This is a genomic window from Streptococcus sp. 29896, assembly GCF_032594915.1.
In the GTDB taxonomy this organism is placed as follows: Bacteria; Bacillota; Bacilli; order Lactobacillales; family Streptococcaceae; genus Streptococcus; species Streptococcus suivaginalis.
In genome coordinates, this window is the sequence record NZ_CP118733.1 from 1,419,188 (window position 1) to 1,438,669 (window position 19,482).

Consider the following 19,482-nt stretch of genomic DNA (forward strand, 5'->3'; position numbering starts at 1 on the left):
GTCCATACTCAAAATTATAGCTACTATGTTTTCATTCGTCAACAAAAATGATGCGAAACGGTTTGTTTTTTCTGTGTACATTTTTGACAAAAAAACGGGTAAAATTTTCCTTTTTGAACATTTGTATTTAAAATTGGAAATTATATTCGCTTTTTCTGTTTTTTCATCCGATTTTTTTGAAAACGAACTCTTTGATTTCATATGTTTATATATTGTTTATTTATTAGTTTTTTTAATACTTTCTTCCTATATATAATTTTTTTTACAGTGAATATTAAGATTTTTTGCATACTTCCTGCATATTCCACATTTTACTTTTTCTATCCTATATGAAGTAGCTCATGCTATAAGCTTGAATATCACGAACGCATTTCTTAGAAAAACTACAGATAAAAAACACATTTATGTTTTCACTTTCTCGTTTTTTCTATCTTTTATTCCAAAAGAAATCGTTCTCTAGATGGTCATTTTGTTCATTTTGTCTGGTAATTTGGTTTTTTCTCTAGATTTGCTTACACAAAAAATAGATTTACAAATAAAAAAACTCCCTCAGTAGTATTGAGGAAGTCTATTAAAAAGGTTTTTCTATTAAAAATTTCTGCCGTTTTTGCCGTAGCCGTATTTTTCCATAAAGTCTTGACGGAACTCTAGCAAGTTATCATCCATGATGGCCTTACGGACATTTTTCATCAGGTTGATTAGGAAGAAGAGGTTGTGGTAGCTGGTCAAGCGGATACCAAAGGTTTCATCTGCCTTGAGCAAGTGACGGAGATAGGCACGAGTATAGTTTTTACATGTGTAGCAATCACAGTTTGGATCAAGTGGGGTGAAGTCTTCTGCAAATTGAGCATTTTTCACTACCAAGCGACCTTGGCTGGTCATACAGGTGCCGTTACGTGCGATGCGGGTTGGCAAAACACAGTCAAACATATCGACACCACGGATGACAGCATCAATCAAACTGTCTGGTGCCCCAACTCCCATGAGGTAACGTGGTTTGTTCTCAGGCAGAAGCGGGGTTGTGAAGTCCAGGACGGCATTCATTTCGTCATGGGTTTCACCAACAGCTAGACCGCCGATTGAATAACCCGGGAAATCCATGCTGACCAAATCATGGGCTGATTGGCGACGGAGGTCTTCAAAACCTGCACCTTGCACGATACCAAATAATCCTTGGTCATGCGGACGTCGGTGGGCCTTGAGTCCACGTTCTGCCCAACGGCTGGTACGTTCGATGGATTTTTTCACATAATCATAGGGCTGATAGAACTGCGGGCACTCATCAAAACTCATCATAATGTCTGAACCCAAATTATTTTGAATAGAAATAGCCTTCTCAGGTGACAGGAACATCTTGCTGCCGTTGAGGTGGTTCTTGAAGGTCACCCCTTCTTCTGAGATATTGCGGCTGTCAGCCAGGGAATAAACCTGGAAACCACCTGAGTCTGTCAGGATTGGCTGGTCCCAGTTCATAAACTTGTGCAAGCCACCCGCTCGAGCAATTAGCTCATCACCTGGACGAAGCCAGAGATGATAGGTATTTGATAGGATAATGCCTGAGCCCATTTCTTTCAATTCTTCAGGCGACATGGTTTTAACCGTTGCCTGAGTTCCTACGGGCATAAACATAGGGGTTGGGAAAGTCCCGTGGGGTGTGATAATCTCCCCTAAACGAGCACCTGTGTGCTTTTCTTTCTTAATCAAGCGATACTTGATTGGAACATCTGTCATGGTTACCTCCATCTAGGAAAAACAGTCCTAGGAATTTTTTCTGCTATTCACAGCAAGCATTTCCAGTCTATCAAAAAAAGCCTAGCTTGTCACTAAATTCTGTGCTAAAATGTCAGAAGGAGGACTTCTATGCACAGTTTATTTTCCCTAACACGTATTCGTGCCAAGGCACGCCAAACCTTACAAGATACGGCTGGTATCTTTTTCTTGCCTCTTTTGGCTGTTTTCTTAGGTTTAACCATTCAATTTATCAGCTCACGTAGCCAGGATCCTGCAACGATTGTCGCGGTTGCCAATCAAGATGGTGCCACTTGGCAATACCTTTCGGCTTCCATTGGATTTCCAATTTTCTCTGGAATCCTACTGAGCTTTCTCTACCTGTCCATCTCTTATACCCTTTTTCAGATTTTGTATAAGGGCAAGACTCAAACAAGCTTTAAGGATGGCTTGGCGATTTTTCAACATCCTGAGTTTGGCAAGATTGTCACAACCTATTTCACCAAGACCTTTTTCCTCTTTCTCTGGGCTCTGCCACTTTTGATTGGTAGCTTCTTATTGATAGGCTCATCGGTCTTTGTTGTCTTTTATATGGTGTCAAATAATATCAGTCAGCCAGAATTGATTCCTGACGCAGTCCTTGCGACCTTTGGTCTTGGATTTTTTGGTGGCCTCTTTCTCAGTTTGATTGGTTTTGCCCTGTATTTACCCCAATATTATGCCTATTCCTTGGTGGATATTCTACTCTTTCAGGCACTAGACCAAGGTCATTTTACGGGTGCTAGAAAACTGCTTAAACAATCCCGGTTATTCATGCGCGGTTACAAGGTTAAACGTTTCTTGCTAGACCTTTCCTTTGTAGGCTGGTTTATCCTGATTTCCTTGACCTTTGGTATGGTGGGCGTTTATGTGCTACCTTACTATTACGCAAGTCAATGGCATTTCTACCAGACTATCCTCGAAACCAATAGCATCCTTTCTCAAATCATCGAAAAAAATACCTTGGCTTAGCCAAGGTATTTTTTTACCAACCAAACTCTTCGTAAAAAATTTGGCCTTTTGGTACACCATTTTTTTGCAGATTTTTCATCCAATAACGAGCCATGGCAGGCGGTCCACTTACCAAGACGGTTAAGCCTGTCAGGTCATTGGGAAGGCTGGATAGAATCTCTTTTTCTTCAAATGGACCAATTTTGCGATGAACCTTAAACTGTTCCCGTTCTTGACTCCATTTTTCAAATCGATCTCCGTAAATCAGAGCTGCTTCTGTTGTTGCACCGTGAAAGACAGTTGTCGGAATTTCTGGATGGGCTACCATCACAGAAAGAAGAGGGGTCACACCGATTCCACCTGTAATCATCAATAGATGGTCTGGTTGCTGGTCTTGAAGTACTGTCTCAAACATACCATATCCACCATCTACCAAGACTTTGGTAGGTGCAGTCAGGTTCTGAATGGCTTTTGTAAAATCTCCGTCACCACGAATAGCTAGGACAATTTCATTGTCTTGACTTGGTGCATTTACCAAGGAAAATGGATGGGGTTCGTTTAGCCCTTTTTTACCGGGTACGGATAGGTTGGGAGGGCATTGGCATTGGCATTGATTGACTCTGAAGTTGGGTTATCACTTGGGTATTCCAAGATAGTGATATCCGTCATCACACCACCAGATACGGTGATTTGCACTTGGTAATCACCACGGTTGGTTGAAGTCACTGCACCCGTGTAGGTGACGTCTGTCAGGCTACCAGTGCTTGTTGCTGAAGAACTGCGGCTGCACTGCTGCTACTTGCTACTGATGTTGTTGATGCAGTTGATGTTGAAGAGCTTGTTTGCTGGCCGGTACTTGTGCCTGTAGCATCCTGGCTATTGGATTGGTAAAAGAGTAAAAATCCGCTATATACTGCTGTGATGAATGCTACAAGTGAGATAGCAAGGGCTGTAATTTTTTTCTTCATGTAAGACCTCATTTCTTTATTGAAAAACACCATTTCTTTCATTAAGTTTTCAAACAGTGATTTCCAATTATAGCATGCAGAAAGTTTCCAATGCAAGTAATGTATCTTCAATTATCGCTAATTTAAATATGTTTTGAGAATTGATTAAGAATGGGAGTGGGAAAGAACTCGACTGGTCTAAAAAAGAGTTCTCCTCACTTCCAAACAGTAGGTTCGGGCTAAAATAGTCCACTGGACTATTTTACTCCCACCCCCGCACAGCTCCAACAGTCAGAGTAGTGACTGTTGGAGGTTGGAAATGAAGCGAACTCTGTTCACATCAGTCGTAGAGGTCAGATTTGGAGTGTGAAACACGAACAAATCTGACAATCAACCACTGCGCTGAGATGTTGACACGAACTCTGAGAAGCGAGGCCGGACTTTCTGCCCAGCCTCTAATTATCTTACAAAGTGGAATCGGATACTTTCAGCATATCAAGGTACTCAATCTTAATACACTTATTCATGACAATGTCATTGCGACCAGCCTGACGCAAGAGTTCTTCTGCTTCTTGGCTTTCCAAACCAAGTTGTGCCCAAAAAACCTTGGCTTCTGTCTGGACAAACTCACGCGCCACATCTGCCAAAAACTCAGAGCGGCGGAAAACATCGACAATATCGATAGGTTGGTCAATGTCCAAAAGGCTAGCATAAACCTTTTCTCCGAGAATAGTTTCACCTACTGCTCTTGGATTGACTGGGATAATCTGATAGCCCGCTTCTTGCATAAGCTTAGACACACGATAGGCAGCTGTTTCTTCACGGCTGGAAAGTCCTACTACGGCAATCGTTTTCGCTTCTTTCAGATAATCGAAAATAACTTCTTGACTGGGATTTTGAAATGAATAGGTCATAGGTTCCTCCCTTAGGATACATCAAATCGAAATACAAATAGAAATAACAATAGAGCTAGGATAGCAACCAATCGAATGGTCTTTTCTTCTTTCACTGTCAAGCGTGTCCGATTGGGCATTTTTGGAAAAGCCAATATCAACATGGCATAAGAGGCACAGCCGAGGTTTGCCAAATAATTGATCTTGGTCAGCCAAGCTAGAATCATTCCTAACAAACAAGATACAAAGCCCAACCACCACTGTTCTCCAAAAGTTCTTGTCTTCAACCAGCTCATCAACTGCTTACTCCTTTTGGTTTTCAGGTCTTATTTTTTAGAAACTTGATAAAGAACGTCCTTAAGTTGTCCGATTGTCTTCTTCAGGACAGCTCGATCGCTATCATAGACAGCTTCCAATGGATAGACAACAGTACCAACCACAACGGAATCATCGTATCCGCCAGTATTTTCCAAACGGTAGAAAGTGATTCGCCCCATTTTCTTATCGGCTAGAATCTGACGCCCAACCTTCCATTCCTGTCCTTGAATAGTTACAGTGCCAGTCTCTGTAAAGGTATGGTTGGTTTCCATCATGCGAGCAGCCCACTGGTCGTCTGTCATAATCGTTCCACCATCTAAAGGAGAAGCCTGGAAGGCATTCAGGGTATAAAGCTGGATGATAAATTGGTTTTGACCCTCCTTGACATCATAGACGGCTGCCAAAGTTTCATCTTCTTCCGTATTTTCCTGACTGATGGTCCAGCTTGCAGGTACATCATAGTAACGGTAATGGTAGATAATCTCACCATTTTCATCTTTTTCTGCCACCCAGTTATTGGCTGAAAGAAGCTTATGCCCTTTTTGAGTCTCATCTGCAGGGGGATTATCATTGATCACTTGGTATTCCGCATTGGCAAGGACATCAAAAGTTTCATTAGTCGTGTCTTTCTTTTCTTCCAAAATTGGCAAAGTAGTGGATAGGGCTTCGCTGCTTGAACTAGTTGTCGCATCTGTTGCTTGGTCCGTTGACCCACATGCAGCCAAGAGGAGACTAGTCAAGCCTAGGGCTAAAATCGTTTTTTTCATGGAACTCCTTTCCTTTTCTTCCATTGTTCAGTGACTATTTTGCTTCATACCAGGTTTGGCCATCATTTTCATCGGCAATCAATGGGACTGACAAGGCGATGGCTGATTCCATGGTTTCTTTAACGAGGGCTTTTACTGTTTCCAATTCTGCTTTCGGCACTTCCAAGACAATTTCGTCATGGACTTGCAGGAGCAAGCGAGCTGTCAAACCTGCTTCTTCAATGGCCTTGTCCAAGTTGATCATGGCTACCTTGAGGATATCAGCAGCGGATCCTTGGATAGGAGAGTTGATGGCTGTTCGCTCGGCAAAGTTTCGGACGTTGAAATTGCGTGAGTTAATATCTGGTAATTCTCGACGGCGCTTGTAGATGGTTTCTACAAAGCCCTTATCTCGTGCCTCACGGACGATGGTTTCCATATAGTTCTTGATACCTGGGAAACGTTCAAAATAGGTATCAATATAGTCCTTGGCTTCCTTACGGGTAATGCCCAAGTTATTGGACAAGCCAAAGTCTGAGATACCGTAAACCACTCCAAAGTTTACTGCCTTGGCATTGCGGCGGTCATTTGCTGTCACATCTTCTGCTTTTTCAATGCCGAAGACCCGCATGGCTGTAGAGGTATGGATATCATCGCCTCGTTTGAAGGCTTCAATCAGGTGCTCATCTTGAGAAATATTCGCCAAGACGCGCAATTCAATCTGTGAGTAATCCGAAGCCAGAAGAACACTGTCATCAAGCGAAGGTACAAAAGCCTTACGAATCAAGCGGCCTTGCTCCAATCGGACAGGGATATTTTGCAGGTTAGGGTCCGTCGAAGACAGACGACCTGTCTGAGTCAAATCCTGTACATAACGAGTATGGATCTTGCCGTCTTCTAAAATCGCATCCTGCAAGCCGATGACATAGGTTGACTGAAGCTTGGTAATCTGACGGTAGTCCAAAATCTTGGAAACGACTGGAGCGATTGGGGCCAAGCGTTCTAGAACATCCACTGCAGTTGAGTAGCCTGTCTTGGTTTTCTTGGTGTATTCCAAAGGCAAGCCCATGTCTTCAAAGAGAATCGTTCCCAGTTGTTTTGGTGAATTGATATTAAACTCCTGACCTGCTAACTCATAGATTTCCTTGGTTAGCTGTTCAATCAAGACTTCATTTTCATCCTGCATGGTCTGCAAGGTTTCTTTTTGAACCTTGATTCCTGTAATTTCCATCTTTGCTAGGACATTTGCCAGAGGCAATTCCATGTCAAAAAGAAGGGAAACTTGCTGGTTTTCTTCCAGTTTTTCCAGCATGACTGCTTCTGTTTCGATAAGAACCTGTAGCTTGTTGGCAAGATGAGGGAAGTATTCTGCTCGTTCTGGGAGGGCTAATTTTGCTCCCTTACCATAAACAACTTCGTCGGGCACTAAACGAGTTTGACCATAGAGGTTGGCAATAGTGGTGATGGCATTGTCTTCGACTGTTGACAGGAGGTACTTTGCCAGACGGCTATCAAAGCTAGCCAACGGCAAGTCCAAGCCGTGACGGGCTAGGAGGACTTTTCCACGCTTGAAGTCATAGGTTTTGATGGTCTGGTTTTCAAGGAAATCACGCAAGATTGGACTGTCCAGCAGCTCTGGTCCTCCGACATAAATCTGCTCCTTATCTCCCCAGGCCAGTCCCACCAAGTCTTCTCGATGGTAGTTTTCACCTAAGATTTCAAAATAGAAAAATTGGTCTGCCTGCAGCATGTCCTCAGTCAATTCGGTGACTGTTTGAAACTCGACTGCAGGAAGTTCTTCCTCAGCACTAGTTCCCAACTGAGCCCGCAACTGCTTGAAGCCCATGTCGTCGTAGAATTGACCGAGTTCTTCTACCTTGGGACCTTCATAGATCAGGTCATCCAGTCCGATTTCAATAGGAGCATTGGTATCAATGGTGGCAAGGGTCCGAGATAGAAATGCCTGCTCCTTATCAGCAATCAGGTTTTCTTTCATCTTCGACGCTTTCATGCTGTCGATGTTTTCGTAAATGCCGTCTAGTGACCCGTGTTCAATCAGGAGTTTGAGACCTGTCTTCTCACCAATCTTGGTCACGCCAGGGATGTTATCGGACTTATCGCCCATGAGGGCCTTGAGGTCGATAAACTGAGCAGGAGTGATACCCATTTTTTCCATGAGGTAGGCTGGTGTAAATTCTTCGAATTCGGCTACGCCTTTCTTGGAAATCTCGACAACGGTATTTTCGTCTGTCAGCTGGATCAAGTCCTTGTCACCGCTGACAATGGTCACATCGAAAGGAATGTCTGTCCGCTCTACCATTTTGTCCAAGGTACCGATAATATCGTCTGCCTCGTACTGAGCTAGCTCATAGTACTTGACCCCCATAGCATCCAGCATCTGACGGATAAAAGGAAACTGTTCGCGGAACTCGTCAGGTGTCTTGGCACGCCCTGCCTTGTAATCGGCGTACATCTCAGTACGGAAGGTGGTCTTGCCGGCGTCAAAGGCCACCAGGATGTGAGTCGGCTCAATCCGCTTCATCATGTGGTCCAGCATGAGGTTGAAGCCGTAAATGGCGTTGGTATGCAGACCGTTGGCATTCTTGAAGCGGTCAATTTGGTTATAAAGTGCAAAGAAGGCACGGAAGGCTACCGAAGAGCCATCGATAAGTAGTAATTTATTTTTTCTCATAGGTCTATTATAGCATGGATGGGTATAATCCAGCTGGCTTTGAATTGAAAATCACAAAAAAGCTTGCGCATTTGCATGGGTTTGTCTATGACAAAAACATCTCCTTGCGGAGATGCTCTTGCCTATTCAAAAATAGAGGTTCTGAAATCATTAGTCTGCCGTAGCAAGGCATTGTAAACACGTTCTTTGAGCAGGTTGACCCAGCTATGTTTTGGATCTGCTTCTACTTTTTCACGGTTTGCATAGTCATAATCTACTGCAGCATTCATCAGACTTTCTAGTTGTTCAAAGGTTTGAATGTGAACTCTTTCAGATGAATAACGGTCTCCCAACCTGTATTCGATCGTGATGTCGATGAGTTTATCTTTCTGATCGATTCGGCGTTGGTACATAGCTTTCTTGAAGGAAGCCCAGTCTTGGTAGCCGTCCTTTTCAAAAACATGGTCAAAGACAATCTTATCCGTTATCAAACCAACTTCTCTTCCATACCAAGAATCAAAATACTTGTAGCCCTTGTCAGCAGCCGTTTGACTCAATTGGTTACTTACATAAGGAATAAAGCCGTGTACATAGCCTTTTTCAGCCAACAGTTCAAAGGCCATCCGTTTGAACATGATATCACCTGGTGCACCTGATTCGTTAGACAGGGCTGCATAAATCGGCGAGAAGAGTTTGATAGTGTAGTAGGAATTTCGTTCTAACCTATCCATTTGATCCCAATAATTACGTCGGGCAATGATATTGTTGTCAACCAAGTCTCCGATTGTATTTAAGCGGCTGGCAATATCACCTGTTAGAGGTTGAATGGAATTTCCGGCCAAGGCAGTTGTTTCTTTCTGATCCTTGTCTAGATCATACCAGTTTCCGATTTGGCGGTACCAATCCTGCTTGACTTTAGCATCCTTCTTAAGCACACTGTTAGCTTCCAGATAATCCAAGAAGTAAACCGTATCCATCATACCACGCATGTATTGTTCCAAATCTTCTACCGACTTAAAGCGATTAGTTGGATCGGCAGTGTGGAAGCGATCTGTCGCATTGGAATCACCTGTGAACATGGTATTAATTCCCAAGATAGCAGAGTTCAATGCGGTTGGGTTTTGCAACAAGCCTTCGGAGAAGACTTCCGCCCCTTCACCAACACGGCGACCGTGGCCCATAAGATAGATATTGCCATCAAAGTTGTGGACCATTTCGTGGGTGAAGATAGAACTACCATACTGGTCAAGAATTCGGTCCACTTCAAAGTGGGTAAAGATGCCTGTTGCATAAGCACCCGATCCCATAAAGTCATACCATTTTCCAACTGGTCCAAAGAAGTCCTTGATAGACTTATGCTGGGTATCTTTCAAGCTTGTCCAAGTAACACCTTTTCCGTTTGTTTGGAAGTTAAAGCCGTCATAATTGATAAAGCTTTGGAAGAGTTTTTCTCTGTTTTCCCTATCTAAAACACGGTACCAGAAGTCAAAGTAATTTGCCTGCCAACGGCCAGCCTGAGCGACTTTCTGATTCATGTATTGCTCAACGGTCATCTCCTTGTCCATAGAGTCATTGTGGTAGCGTTCAAAGGCTCCAAAGGAAAGGGTGGACATGGTTGATAGGACATAGACACTTGGGTCCTTCATGGTCAGAAGCGGGAGGACCATGTTTCGGTACTGCCATTTTGGATTGGTGATGCGGTCATATACACCAAGATTGTACTTGCTGTGTTTTTCCGCATTTCGTTGCAATTGAGCAACTTCCTCAATGCCTGATTCCACTTCTTCAATCTTAGCTCGAGTAGTCTGTTTGAACCAATCATTATTGGACAAGCCTGGTAAGAAGAGTTGGCGATAGGATTCAAGGTAGGTAAAGAGGTCCAGCTGTGCTTTGGCGTCAGCCAAGAAACCTGCAAAGGTCGTCACGTTATTTTTAGGTCTCAAGTTATCATAGCCTGACTGTCCTAGGGCGATGATGGTATCGAGGGCAGAAGCTTCTGTATTTCCAAAGAAATCTAACTTAAAGATGGACAAATCTTTAATGTTGAGTTTGTCGTAATTGATGTCATACCAACGGTTTAGGTAGGCTAAGCCAAGCAAGAGAGCTTCTTTATTTCTAGAAATCTTATCCACCACATAATTTTCAACCGAGAGCCCGACAGAGTTTATGGCCTTGTCCGAACTCAAAAGCTTCCGCAATTGCTCACCAATACTGGACTGAACCTGATTGAAGCTATCTTCCAAATACAAGGCCCATAACGGTCGCTGTTCATCCGTCTGCTTGACACCCAAATCCATGGCCCAACGAGAAGAATTATCATCTTCTGGCTTGGTCGTCACGCTGACTGATGTCCGATCTGCTCCCAGCACTCTGCGTACTGCATCGGATTGGAAGCTAACACGACTCAATTCGTTGATCAACTGGGAAAGTGGCTTGGTAAAGGCAGCCAGGAAGGATTCCGGGGTATAGATGAGCCCTGTATTGCCTAGCTGGTATTCAGCAATCTGTCTATTGGCAAAATCTTGCTTAAAGCGTAGGGTTTCATAGGCTACACTCTTATCTGCAAAATGCAACATGAGGCGGTTGATAGCTGTTTTTTGACTGTTCAAATCGGTCACAACCTGTTCACCAACCATTGGCACCACATCCACCAATAGACTACTATTGAGTTTGTGGTTGGCTGGCAGGTGTTTTGCCATCTCAAGGATGTACTCCTTGTTGTAGAATGGCATGAGTTTTTCCAAGTTTGCATAAGCAACTGCCTTGTTGCTGTCTGCTTTGGACAAACGACTGTAATCAACACTGTACTTGTTACCTTCATGCTTGACTTGGCTATCAGACGTTGTCGCAGAAATGCCATAGCTTGTCAGACGACTGGTGAACTCTGGTCCCTGCAAGATGCTAGTCCACTGATCTAGACGACCCTTGGATTGGCTAGTTACTGCTGCTCTTGGAATGCTAGCCTGAACATGATTGGTATCCCCATGAACCAGGTTACCATTTGTCACGACTACATCTGCTAGCAGATCCTGGGCTCGACCATTGCTCCAGGTTGAGCCAATGATTCCTCCTGTTTGCCCACTATTGCCAAAATTGTTCACCTTGCCTTGAACAAAGGCTTTTTCAACGAGTGCCCGATCCGTCACCATACCGACCAAACCACCTGTTCTGTGGGATGGATTGGATGATGCAACTGTTAAATCAACTACAGCTTTAGACTGACGAATTTGACTGTTATTTCCTGTCAAATGACCGACAAGACCACCGACATTGGATAAGGCGACAGCTGGATTGGTGGCTGTAATACTTCCTTCGAAGCTGGTATTTTGAAGACTGCTACCTGCACTTGCTTCGTAGAGCACACCACCGATGTTGGCAGCAGCCGTAATCGAACCTTGAACTGCTACGTCAGTCAAACTTGTATTAACTGCTGATTTTGCCAGAGCTCCTACACGGTCTTGCTCTGACTTAATTTTCACATCCACTAGGTCCAATTTTTGAATAGTTGCTCCGCTCAGGGTATCAAACAATGGATTGGTTAGATGATGGATAGCATATTTTTTACCATTATGTTCCGCTGTCAGACTACCTTTAAATTCTCCTGTCAGGTAAGCTGTTGCACCGGCGTCCAACTGCACTTCATCTGCAGTCAAATCTGCACCAATGATAAAATGTCCATTGCGGTTGTTCTGCATGGCTGTCAACAAGGTCTTGAAGGAGGTGTAAATCCCTGCTTGACTAGTTGGTACCTTGTCAATAAAGAAGCTAAAGTTTTCTTGGTAGCCAGTTTGACTATCTTGAACCAACTGATCCAAATTGGCGGTTAGTTTGAATTTCTCCTGTCCATCAACTGTGACCTCTTCGATAGACGTGATTGGCAAGAGGATTTCCTTGAAGCGGTCGGACTTGATTTTCACAAAGTAATCTTCTGGCCGCTCTGGTCGATTAGAAAGTGACAAATAACGACGATAACGACGATCTTCTACACCGTATAATTCAACTGTATCGACATCTTTGATTTCAATTTTCTTGAGTTCAAGGATAAAGTTCTTGGTTGCTTCTTCTAGCTTGGTCTGATTACCTTGACCAATGTCATAGGTAATTTCTGTCCGCACTTGATAATCGGTAAAGTGTTCCAAGCCCATCACTGTAACAGCCTGACTCGGGTCTGTAATGGCAACCTCTTTTACTTTTTGACCATTTTTATAGATGAAAGCCTTGGCAGAACGGAAGGTGGAACTACTGTCTGTCAGAGAAAAATGCAGGTCTGCATCTCTTCCAAGTGCATCTGGTCGAACTTCTGTAATGGTTAAACTTGGAACGGTCAAAACACCTGTTCCTACATGGTCAATCTGCTTGGTTGGAGCGGTTACCAATTCTGGTGCTAGGTCTTGACGCTTGATTTCTTGACCATTTACGGTGTAAATTTTAGTGCGAATCCGTTGTTGACCGTTGACACCTTGACGTTGGGTCCGGCGTTGACCAGCTGGAAGGCTAGTATCCTGTACCAGCTCGATTGTGAATGGTACAGACTCCAAACGACTAGTTTCCGTTTCCACAATTTCAAGGCTCGGTTTCGAATGGTAAATCGACTTGTCCGGCTTGGAATAAACAGGTTCTGCTTCAGCAACTGGATTGGCAGGTTGACTCGGTGAAATTTCACCAATGGCTGGCTGGTCTGGCTCAACTGGTTCAGTAACCGTTCCTGGATCCACTGGCTGAACTGGAGGAGTTTCTTCCTCTGGCGCTGGTTTTGGCACCTCTGGGACAGGTTGGGTCTCTGTCGTTTCTGGTTGAACAGGTTGAACAACCTCTCCTGGCACTGGACTTGGAGTCGTTGGCTCTGGTTGACTAGGGCTAGTCTCTGTTGTAGCTGGTTGGCTAGGAGTTTCTTCCACCACATCCTCTACCTTAGATGGATCTGGTTCGATGCCCACAGGTTCATCAACTGGTTTTTCTACGGGCAGTTCTTGAGCTGTGTCGGGAGCCCCTTCCGCACCACTGGTGTCAGGACTTGTCAGGTCTCCTGAAACAGGAGGAAGCTGCTGATTCTCAGTTCCCACAGGTTGGGCAGGAATTTCCTCCACTACATTCTCTACCTTAGATGGATCTGGTTCGATGCCCACAGGCCCATCAGCTGGTTTTTCTACTGGTAAAACCGGTGGTACTGACGGAGTGGTTTCAGGCTTGGTTTCTTGTTTTTCTTCTGTCGGAGTCGTTGGTTGCTCCTCTTCAAGCACCACTTCCCCAGTCTCTTGACCAGGAGTTGAAGCTGTTTCTTGTGGTAGCTCTGCTTCCTCAGTCTGACTCTCTTTTTCTGGTAGTACATCTTTTGCCGAGTTTTCCACAGACTGCCCAGTTGATGGTGACGCTACTTCCTCTTCAATGTAACCTAAATAGCTATATCCAGCAATCTCCAATGGTTTTGGCAATTCTTGACCCAGACTGACAGATAAAGTTTGGTTGTAATGGGAAAGAATCTGGTTAGTAATAGCAAGCCCAGTTGGCGACACTGCTACCGCACCTGTCGCTGTTAAGATAAAGAATCCTAACAAGGCCTTCTTGCCATTGCGCCCTGTTTTTACCGCATAGACCAAGAGGCTAGCTCCTGCCAAGACCAATCCGCTGGCAAGCAAACTATTCTGCCCAGTCTTCGGTAGGCTTTGAGCTGTTGGACGATAGATGAGGTAGTAAACCCTATCTCCTTCCTTAGCCAATCCTGGCAAAGCTTCTGTCACCAGTTTCTTCTCTTGACTGGTTAGCTCTGCTTCCGTTACATAGCGGTAGTCTACTTGAACCTCACTACCTTGGGCAGTGACGCTCAGGTGAGGTAGGAAGGGACTTGCCATAAACAAGCAGGCAACCGTAGCAGAAACAAGGCCCCAAGACGACTTCCGAAATGAGAAGCGCTGGACCTTTTCTTTGGATGGATGTGGACCCATATTGTCCTCCTTTTACTGTATATCATTATACTAATTTTACCTGTTTTAACTCAAAAACTCAAGCAATTTCTTGAATTCTCAACAAAAAAATCACCCACTTTTGGGGTGATTCTTCTTGGATCTAATGCTCAATTTGAATCTTGACTTGTAGACATTTCTAGGACCATTGGAAAGCTATTCAGAACTTCTGATATCTATCGCTATGTTGATTAGTCAGCCTCTCCCCAGGCTGCCTAGCTTTCCCATTTCTAGGCTCGGGTTAAAACAGCCTATCCCCAGGCTGCCTCGCTTTCCCATTTCTAGGCTCGGGTTAAAACAGCCTATCCCCAGGCTGTTTTAATCAACTGACTTTAGGGCTTCAAGCATATCCACCTTGCGCAAGCTGCGGTTGACATACCAGCCCAGACCCGTCAGAATACCTGCGATTGCTAGAATTGGAATCAGGTAGACTTCCAGACTAACCTTGGGATTGAAGATAATAGAGTTGGAACCGATCATCTCCAGCAAGACTCGGTGAAGGAGGATACCGCCACCCAGTCCCAGCACTACGCCAATCAGCGACAGGACTATGGTTTCACGGTAGATATAAAGAGTCACCTCGCGGTTATGGAAGCCCAGCACCTTTATGGTCGACAGCTCCCGAATCCGCTCAGCTACATTGATATTGGTCAGATTATAAAGAATGACCAAGCCCAGCAGAATGGACAGGACCACCAGAATAATCATAATGGACTGGAGGGAGCTTGCCACCGTCTCCAGCATGGCAATCAAGGAGCGATTTTGCACCAAGGCTACGACGCCTTTTTGGGACAATAGCTGAGCTGCTAAGTCTTGACTCTGGCTGGTTGAAGACTGTGAGACCTTAACCAAGCTGGCATTGGCCTGATAGGCCTGACCTGTTACTTCCTCATAATAAGCAGCAGTCATGTAGATAAAATGACCTGCGTAGAGTTCCGATACTCCTGCTACCTTGACCGTGACTGGCTGCTGGTCAATGGTCAAGGTCAAACGATCTCCTGCTCTGACACCATAAAGACTGGCTAATTTCTTAGACAGGATAATGCCTGAATCTGTCAGACTTAAGAAGTCGCCACTCCCTGCCTGACGGAGTTGGATATAGTCGGACAGGTCCATTTTCTCGGTGACTAAGAGACTGATTGTCAAGGCTTGATGAAGCCCATCTATCTCTTCTGTCAGCTGCTCATAGGCGATAGGGAGGTAGGAGGCAACTGACTGAGAAGTGAGAATGTCATCAACTGCTTTCTTTTCTGCCTCAGAAGCTCTGCTATTGTCCACCACAATCATATCGTACTGCATGATGTCGCCAAACTGCCTGTCCACCACGCCTGATATGGATGAGCGAATGCCCAGGCCGCCAAAGAGGAGGGCGACGGAGCCCGCCACGCCGAAAATGGTCATGAACATCCGCTTCTTGTAGCGGAAGATGTTGCGGGCGGTCACCTTGTGGGTGAAGCTGAGACGGTTCCAGATGAAGGGCAGTCTTTCCAAGAGAATGGCGGAGCCTTGAACGGGAGGTTTGGGAAGGAGGAGGCTGGCAGGCTTTTCTTTGAGTTCCTTGCGGGCGACCAGATAGGCTGGCAAGACCGCAGAAAGCAAAGCAAAGACCAGAGCTAGCAGGATCCAGAAGGGATACAAGTGAAGTTGGGCGTCGCCAATGACAGTGCTTTCAGTGATAATGGCAGCAATCATAGGCGAGAGGATGAAGTTTCCAGCCAGAATGCCTACCAGAGTCCCTGCTATACCAGCCCCCAATCCGTAGAGGACGAACTTGGTCATAATCTGGCGGTCGGTGTAGCCTAGAGCCTTGAAAAGACCTGCTCTAGTCCGCTCTTCGTCAACGAAGCGGGTCATGGTAGTAAAGGTGACGAGGGCTGCGACCAGATAGAGTACGACTGGAAAGATGTTGCCAACTGCTGCGATACTGCCAGTGGCATTCTTGTAGGTAGTGTAGCCTTCTCCACCTGGCAGGGTCGAGCGGGTGTAGGTCTGGTAGATAGGTTCTTCTAGACTCTTTAATTCAGACTGCGCTTGGCTGAGATCTGTTTGGGCTTGGGTAATTTCTGTTTCTGCTGTTGCTTTTTGCTTGTCAAAGTCTGACTGGGCCTGAGCTAGTTGGCTCTCCGCTTGGGAAATATGAGCCGATTCGACCTTTAACTGGTTTTTACCTGCTGTCAGCTGTTCTTGACCTGCTTGATATTGGGCTAAGCCTACTTCATATTGGGCAAGTCCTGCTTGGTATTGAGCCAAGCCTTCATCATATTGACTGCGACCTGTTTGGTAGTGAGTCAGACCTGTTTGATAATCTTGTAAACCTGTCTGGTACTTTGTTTCTTTTTCTTGCAGTAGCTTTCTAGCTGCCTGATAGTCCGACTGGGCCTGATTATAGGCTTGAAGTTCTTGGTCAATACCAACCTTGACCTGGTCCAAGCTGGTCTGCTGGGCTAGTAAATCTGGATAGTCCGCTAAAGACTGACTTGGACCCAATGTTTGGGAAATAATTTGCTTCAAACTTTCCTGTTTTTGGAACCAGTCTGCTTGCGCTTGATTGATTTTGCTAGCCCATTGGTCAAGTTCAGTCTGTTTGGATGCCAGAATGGATTTGGCTTGCTCTAACTCGCTTGCTGCTTGATCGAGCTCTGCTTTGCTGGCTTCTAAGAAAGCCCTTGATCGCTCTAATTCAGCAAGGCTTGTATCTAATCGAGACTTGGTCTGGTTAAGACTTTCCTTTGTCTGGTCCAAGGTATACTTTGCCTGAGCTAGTTCGACTTCTTTTTCTTGTAGCTGGATGTGAGCATTATCCAACTGCTCCTGGCCTGACTGGATGTCTGCTCTGCTTTTTTCCAACTGAACAGCTCCAGCTGCTAGGTCATCCTTAGCTGTGTCTAATTCCTCCTGACCTGTCGCAATCTCTTCCTGTCCTTGGGCTTGGATACGAGCCAGACGATCCTGACCATTATCCGCTAAGAGCTGGTCCAGCTCTTGCTGATAGCTGGCTACCTTAGCTTCATAGCTGTCTTGGTAGTAGGCAAGGTCGTCCAATTCATCGTAGGACAGGCGGGCAATCATATAGACCTCGGAGTCAAAGACGGTCGGCTCTACTATAGCATAGCCAGCCAGCTGACCATTGCCGCTGGAAGCCAGCCCCATAGTGACATTGTCCCAGATTTCTGGCGAGGTGACGATACCGACTAGGGTAAAACTGGTCTTGGTCAAGACTGTCCCATTCCTATCTGGCTCGGTCAGCTTGACCTGATCCCCCAGTTTGTAGCCCTTAGCCAAAGAAGGTGAGAGGGCGATTTCATCATCTGATTGGGGAAGGTGACCTGACTGGACTTGGTAGATGGAGATTGTACTTGGTTTTGAAAAAACTCGAACGGCTTGCTGGTCGCTGTCTAGGGTCACATCTTTGAAGAAGCCCATTTCTAGCTGAGCCCCCTCAATGGTTTCCAGCTCTGCTATGTCCGCATCATCCAAGCCCATGTCTGACATGACCGCCAGATCCATGGTCTGAGCTTTTTCCAGATAGGCTTGGGCCGTTTTTTCCATATTAGGAGATGTGCCCTTCAATCCAATGAGAGCAATGGCTCCAATCATCATCAGATTGAAAATGGAGAGGAAACGTCCCTTGGAAGACAGGAGGGCCTGACCTACATCTTTCCAGTAGATTTTTTGCTTCATAGGCTCCTCCTAGTATTCCAGACTAGCAATGTCCTGCGGTGCTGGATTGAGCTCAACCGAATGCAAACGGGCATCCCGCATCCGAATCACTCGGTCCGCAATAGGAGCCAGGGCGCTATTGTGGGTCACGATAATCACCGTAGCACCTTGCTTGCGGGACATATCCTGCAGGATTTTCAAGACTTGCTTACCAGTTTGGTAATCCAGTGCTCCCGTCGGTTCGTCGCAGAGGAGGATTTTAGGCTTTTTGGCAACTGCTCTGGCAATGGAAACCCGCTGCTGCTCTCCTCCAGAAAGCTGGGCAGGAAAATTATAGAGGCGGTGACCCAGCCCGACTTGTTTCAAGACTTCTTCGGCATCCATGGCATCCTTGACGATTTCTGCTGCCAGTTCTACATTTTCCTTGGCAGTCAAATTGGCAACCAAATTATAAAACTGGAAAACAAAGCCCACATCGTCTCGGCGATAGTTGGTCAGTTCATGGCTAGACAGCTTAGCAATGTCCACACCGTCAACCCAGACTTCCCCCTCATCATTGCTGTCCATACCTCCCAAGATATTGAGCAGGGTGGACTTGCCCGCACCAGATGAGCCGAGAATGATGACCAGCTCCCCCTTTTCAATCTCAAAGGACACGCTATCATTAGCCAGAATGGTCGCATCACCCATGCGGTAATATTTCGAAGACTGATTGACTTGGATATAGGACATGGCAGACCTCCCTGTTCTCTTTCTATCGGCTGTATTCTACTACTTATTATAGCATAAAAGAGGGTTTCTCACCCTCTCTTACATCTTTTATACTTGGGCAATAGCAGAGCCACCATAGAGCTTCAACTCTTCTCTGATGGTTTGGTAGTAGTAGCGATCAAAAGCCCTCCAAGCTTGTCGACATTCTTGGCTCAAACGCACATCACCTAGACCAACTAAAAAACTGGTCGCACGGTAGAATTTTTCAATCGCAATTAGTTCTTTATTGGTGACCGTCTCGATTCCCGACAAAATGCTTATCGTTTCCGTCAGATTATGCTGGAACCGCTGCTCATCTGCTGTTCCTATTTTTTCTGTTTGAAAGGCCCGATCCAATTCTTGAACGAGGGCCAAACTGTCTTGAATGATTTTTGTCTTTTCCATAAAAGACCCTCCTATTGTGTTAATGTACTCAGTATATCAAATTCACCAACAATATTCAAGCAAAATACAGTCTGCTTTTCTTGAAATTTCTAAGCCCCTATGATACAATGCCTTGGTTTGCAAACGTTAGCATAAGAAAGGCATTAAAAAGTGAAAAATTATCCCTATCTCCATTTGTTTGGAGTTCCATCTATCTGACTCTGTCTTGGTTGATTTTCTTCTTCCAAGTACCATTTTTTAACAAGCTAATTCAAGGCCTCTTCCAACTGGACCTAGAAAACATCAGCGATCTGATTCAAGACCAGCTAGTCCAGGGATGGTTGCGTCGGGCAATCCTGCTCCTACTTGACATGGTCCTCATCTGCCTAGTGAAATCATTCTCTTCTACTTCTTAACCGGCAAGCTCATCAAGGC

At 45.2% G+C, this 19,482-nt stretch carries 14 protein-coding genes; 2 read left to right on the forward strand and 12 right to left on the reverse strand.

The window, feature by feature from the left end:
• Positions 1–588: 588 nt before the first annotated feature.
• Positions 589–1,731, reverse strand: a complete 1,143-nt coding sequence (gene tgt, locus PXH68_RS06475) for a tRNA guanosine(34) transglycosylase Tgt (protein WP_248028761.1) — start codon at positions 1,729–1,731, stop codon at positions 589–591.
• Positions 1,732–1,860: 129 nt separating this feature from the next.
• On the opposite strand from tgt, the gene PXH68_RS06480 reads away from it, so the two are divergent.
• The gene (locus tag PXH68_RS06480) at positions 1,861–2,739 is read left to right on the forward strand and encodes a DUF975 family protein (RefSeq protein WP_248028762.1); all 879 of its coding nucleotides are present in this window, start codon (positions 1,861–1,863) and stop codon (positions 2,737–2,739) included.
• Positions 2,740–2,752: 13 nt separating this feature from the next.
• Here the strand turns inward: PXH68_RS06480 and PXH68_RS06485 are convergent, their stop codons facing one another.
• The 11 genes from PXH68_RS06485 to PXH68_RS06535 form a co-directional block, all read right to left on the reverse strand.
• Positions 2,753–3,256, reverse strand: a complete 504-nt coding sequence (locus PXH68_RS06485) for a ferredoxin reductase domain-containing protein (protein ID WP_248028763.1) — start codon at positions 3,254–3,256, stop codon at positions 2,753–2,755.
• A 20-nt stretch (positions 3,257–3,276) separates the two neighbouring features.
• Positions 3,277–3,444 carry a hypothetical protein gene (locus PXH68_RS06490; RefSeq protein WP_248028764.1) on the reverse strand — a complete coding sequence of 56 codons (168 nt, stop codon included), beginning with the start codon at positions 3,442–3,444 and terminating at the stop codon, positions 3,277–3,279.
• A gap of 23 nt (positions 3,445–3,467) precedes the next feature.
• On the reverse strand, positions 3,468–3,686 hold the full coding sequence (locus PXH68_RS06495; protein WP_248028765.1) for a hypothetical protein: 219 nt from the start codon (positions 3,684–3,686) through the stop codon (positions 3,468–3,470).
• A gap of 443 nt (positions 3,687–4,129) precedes the next feature.
• The gene (locus PXH68_RS06500; protein ID WP_248028766.1) at positions 4,130–4,579 is read right to left on the reverse strand and encodes a CoA-binding protein; all 450 of its coding nucleotides are present in this window, start codon (positions 4,577–4,579) and stop codon (positions 4,130–4,132) included.
• An 11-nt stretch (positions 4,580–4,590) separates the two neighbouring features.
• Positions 4,591–4,854 (reverse strand): hypothetical protein, encoded by a 264-nt coding sequence (locus PXH68_RS06505; protein WP_248028767.1) that lies wholly within the window; start codon positions 4,852–4,854, stop codon positions 4,591–4,593.
• 30 nt (positions 4,855–4,884) lie between these two features.
• Entirely contained in the window at positions 4,885–5,643 is a 759-nt protein-coding gene (locus PXH68_RS06510) for a glucose-6-phosphate isomerase (RefSeq protein ID WP_248028768.1), read from the reverse strand.
• A gap of 34 nt (positions 5,644–5,677) precedes the next feature.
• Positions 5,678–8,314, reverse strand: coding sequence for a DNA polymerase I (polA, locus tag PXH68_RS06515; RefSeq protein WP_248028769.1), 2,637 nt, complete (start codon positions 8,312–8,314; stop codon positions 5,678–5,680).
• Between the two features lie 122 nt (positions 8,315–8,436).
• On the reverse strand, positions 8,437–14,235 hold the full coding sequence (locus PXH68_RS06520; RefSeq protein WP_248028770.1) for a ZmpA/ZmpB/ZmpC family metallo-endopeptidase: 5,799 nt from the start codon (positions 14,233–14,235) through the stop codon (positions 8,437–8,439).
• 336 nt (positions 14,236–14,571) lie between these two features.
• A complete protein-coding gene (locus tag PXH68_RS06525) occupies positions 14,572–17,934 on the reverse strand; it encodes an FtsX-like permease family protein (RefSeq protein ID WP_248028771.1) in 3,363 nt (1,120 codons plus the stop codon).
• A 9-nt stretch (positions 17,935–17,943) separates the two neighbouring features.
• A complete protein-coding gene (locus tag PXH68_RS06530; protein ID WP_248028772.1) occupies positions 17,944–18,645 on the reverse strand; it encodes an ABC transporter ATP-binding protein in 702 nt (233 codons plus the stop codon).
• Between the two features lie 87 nt (positions 18,646–18,732).
• A complete protein-coding gene (locus tag PXH68_RS06535; protein ID WP_248028773.1) occupies positions 18,733–19,068 on the reverse strand; it encodes a helicase BlpT in 336 nt (111 codons plus the stop codon).
• A gap of 80 nt (positions 19,069–19,148) precedes the next feature.
• On the opposite strand from PXH68_RS06535, the gene PXH68_RS06540 reads away from it, so the two are divergent.
• Positions 19,149–19,463 carry a hypothetical protein gene (locus PXH68_RS06540; RefSeq protein ID WP_316715509.1) on the forward strand — a complete coding sequence of 105 codons (315 nt, stop codon included), beginning with the start codon at positions 19,149–19,151 and terminating at the stop codon, positions 19,461–19,463.
• Positions 19,464–19,482 lie beyond the last annotated feature (19 nt).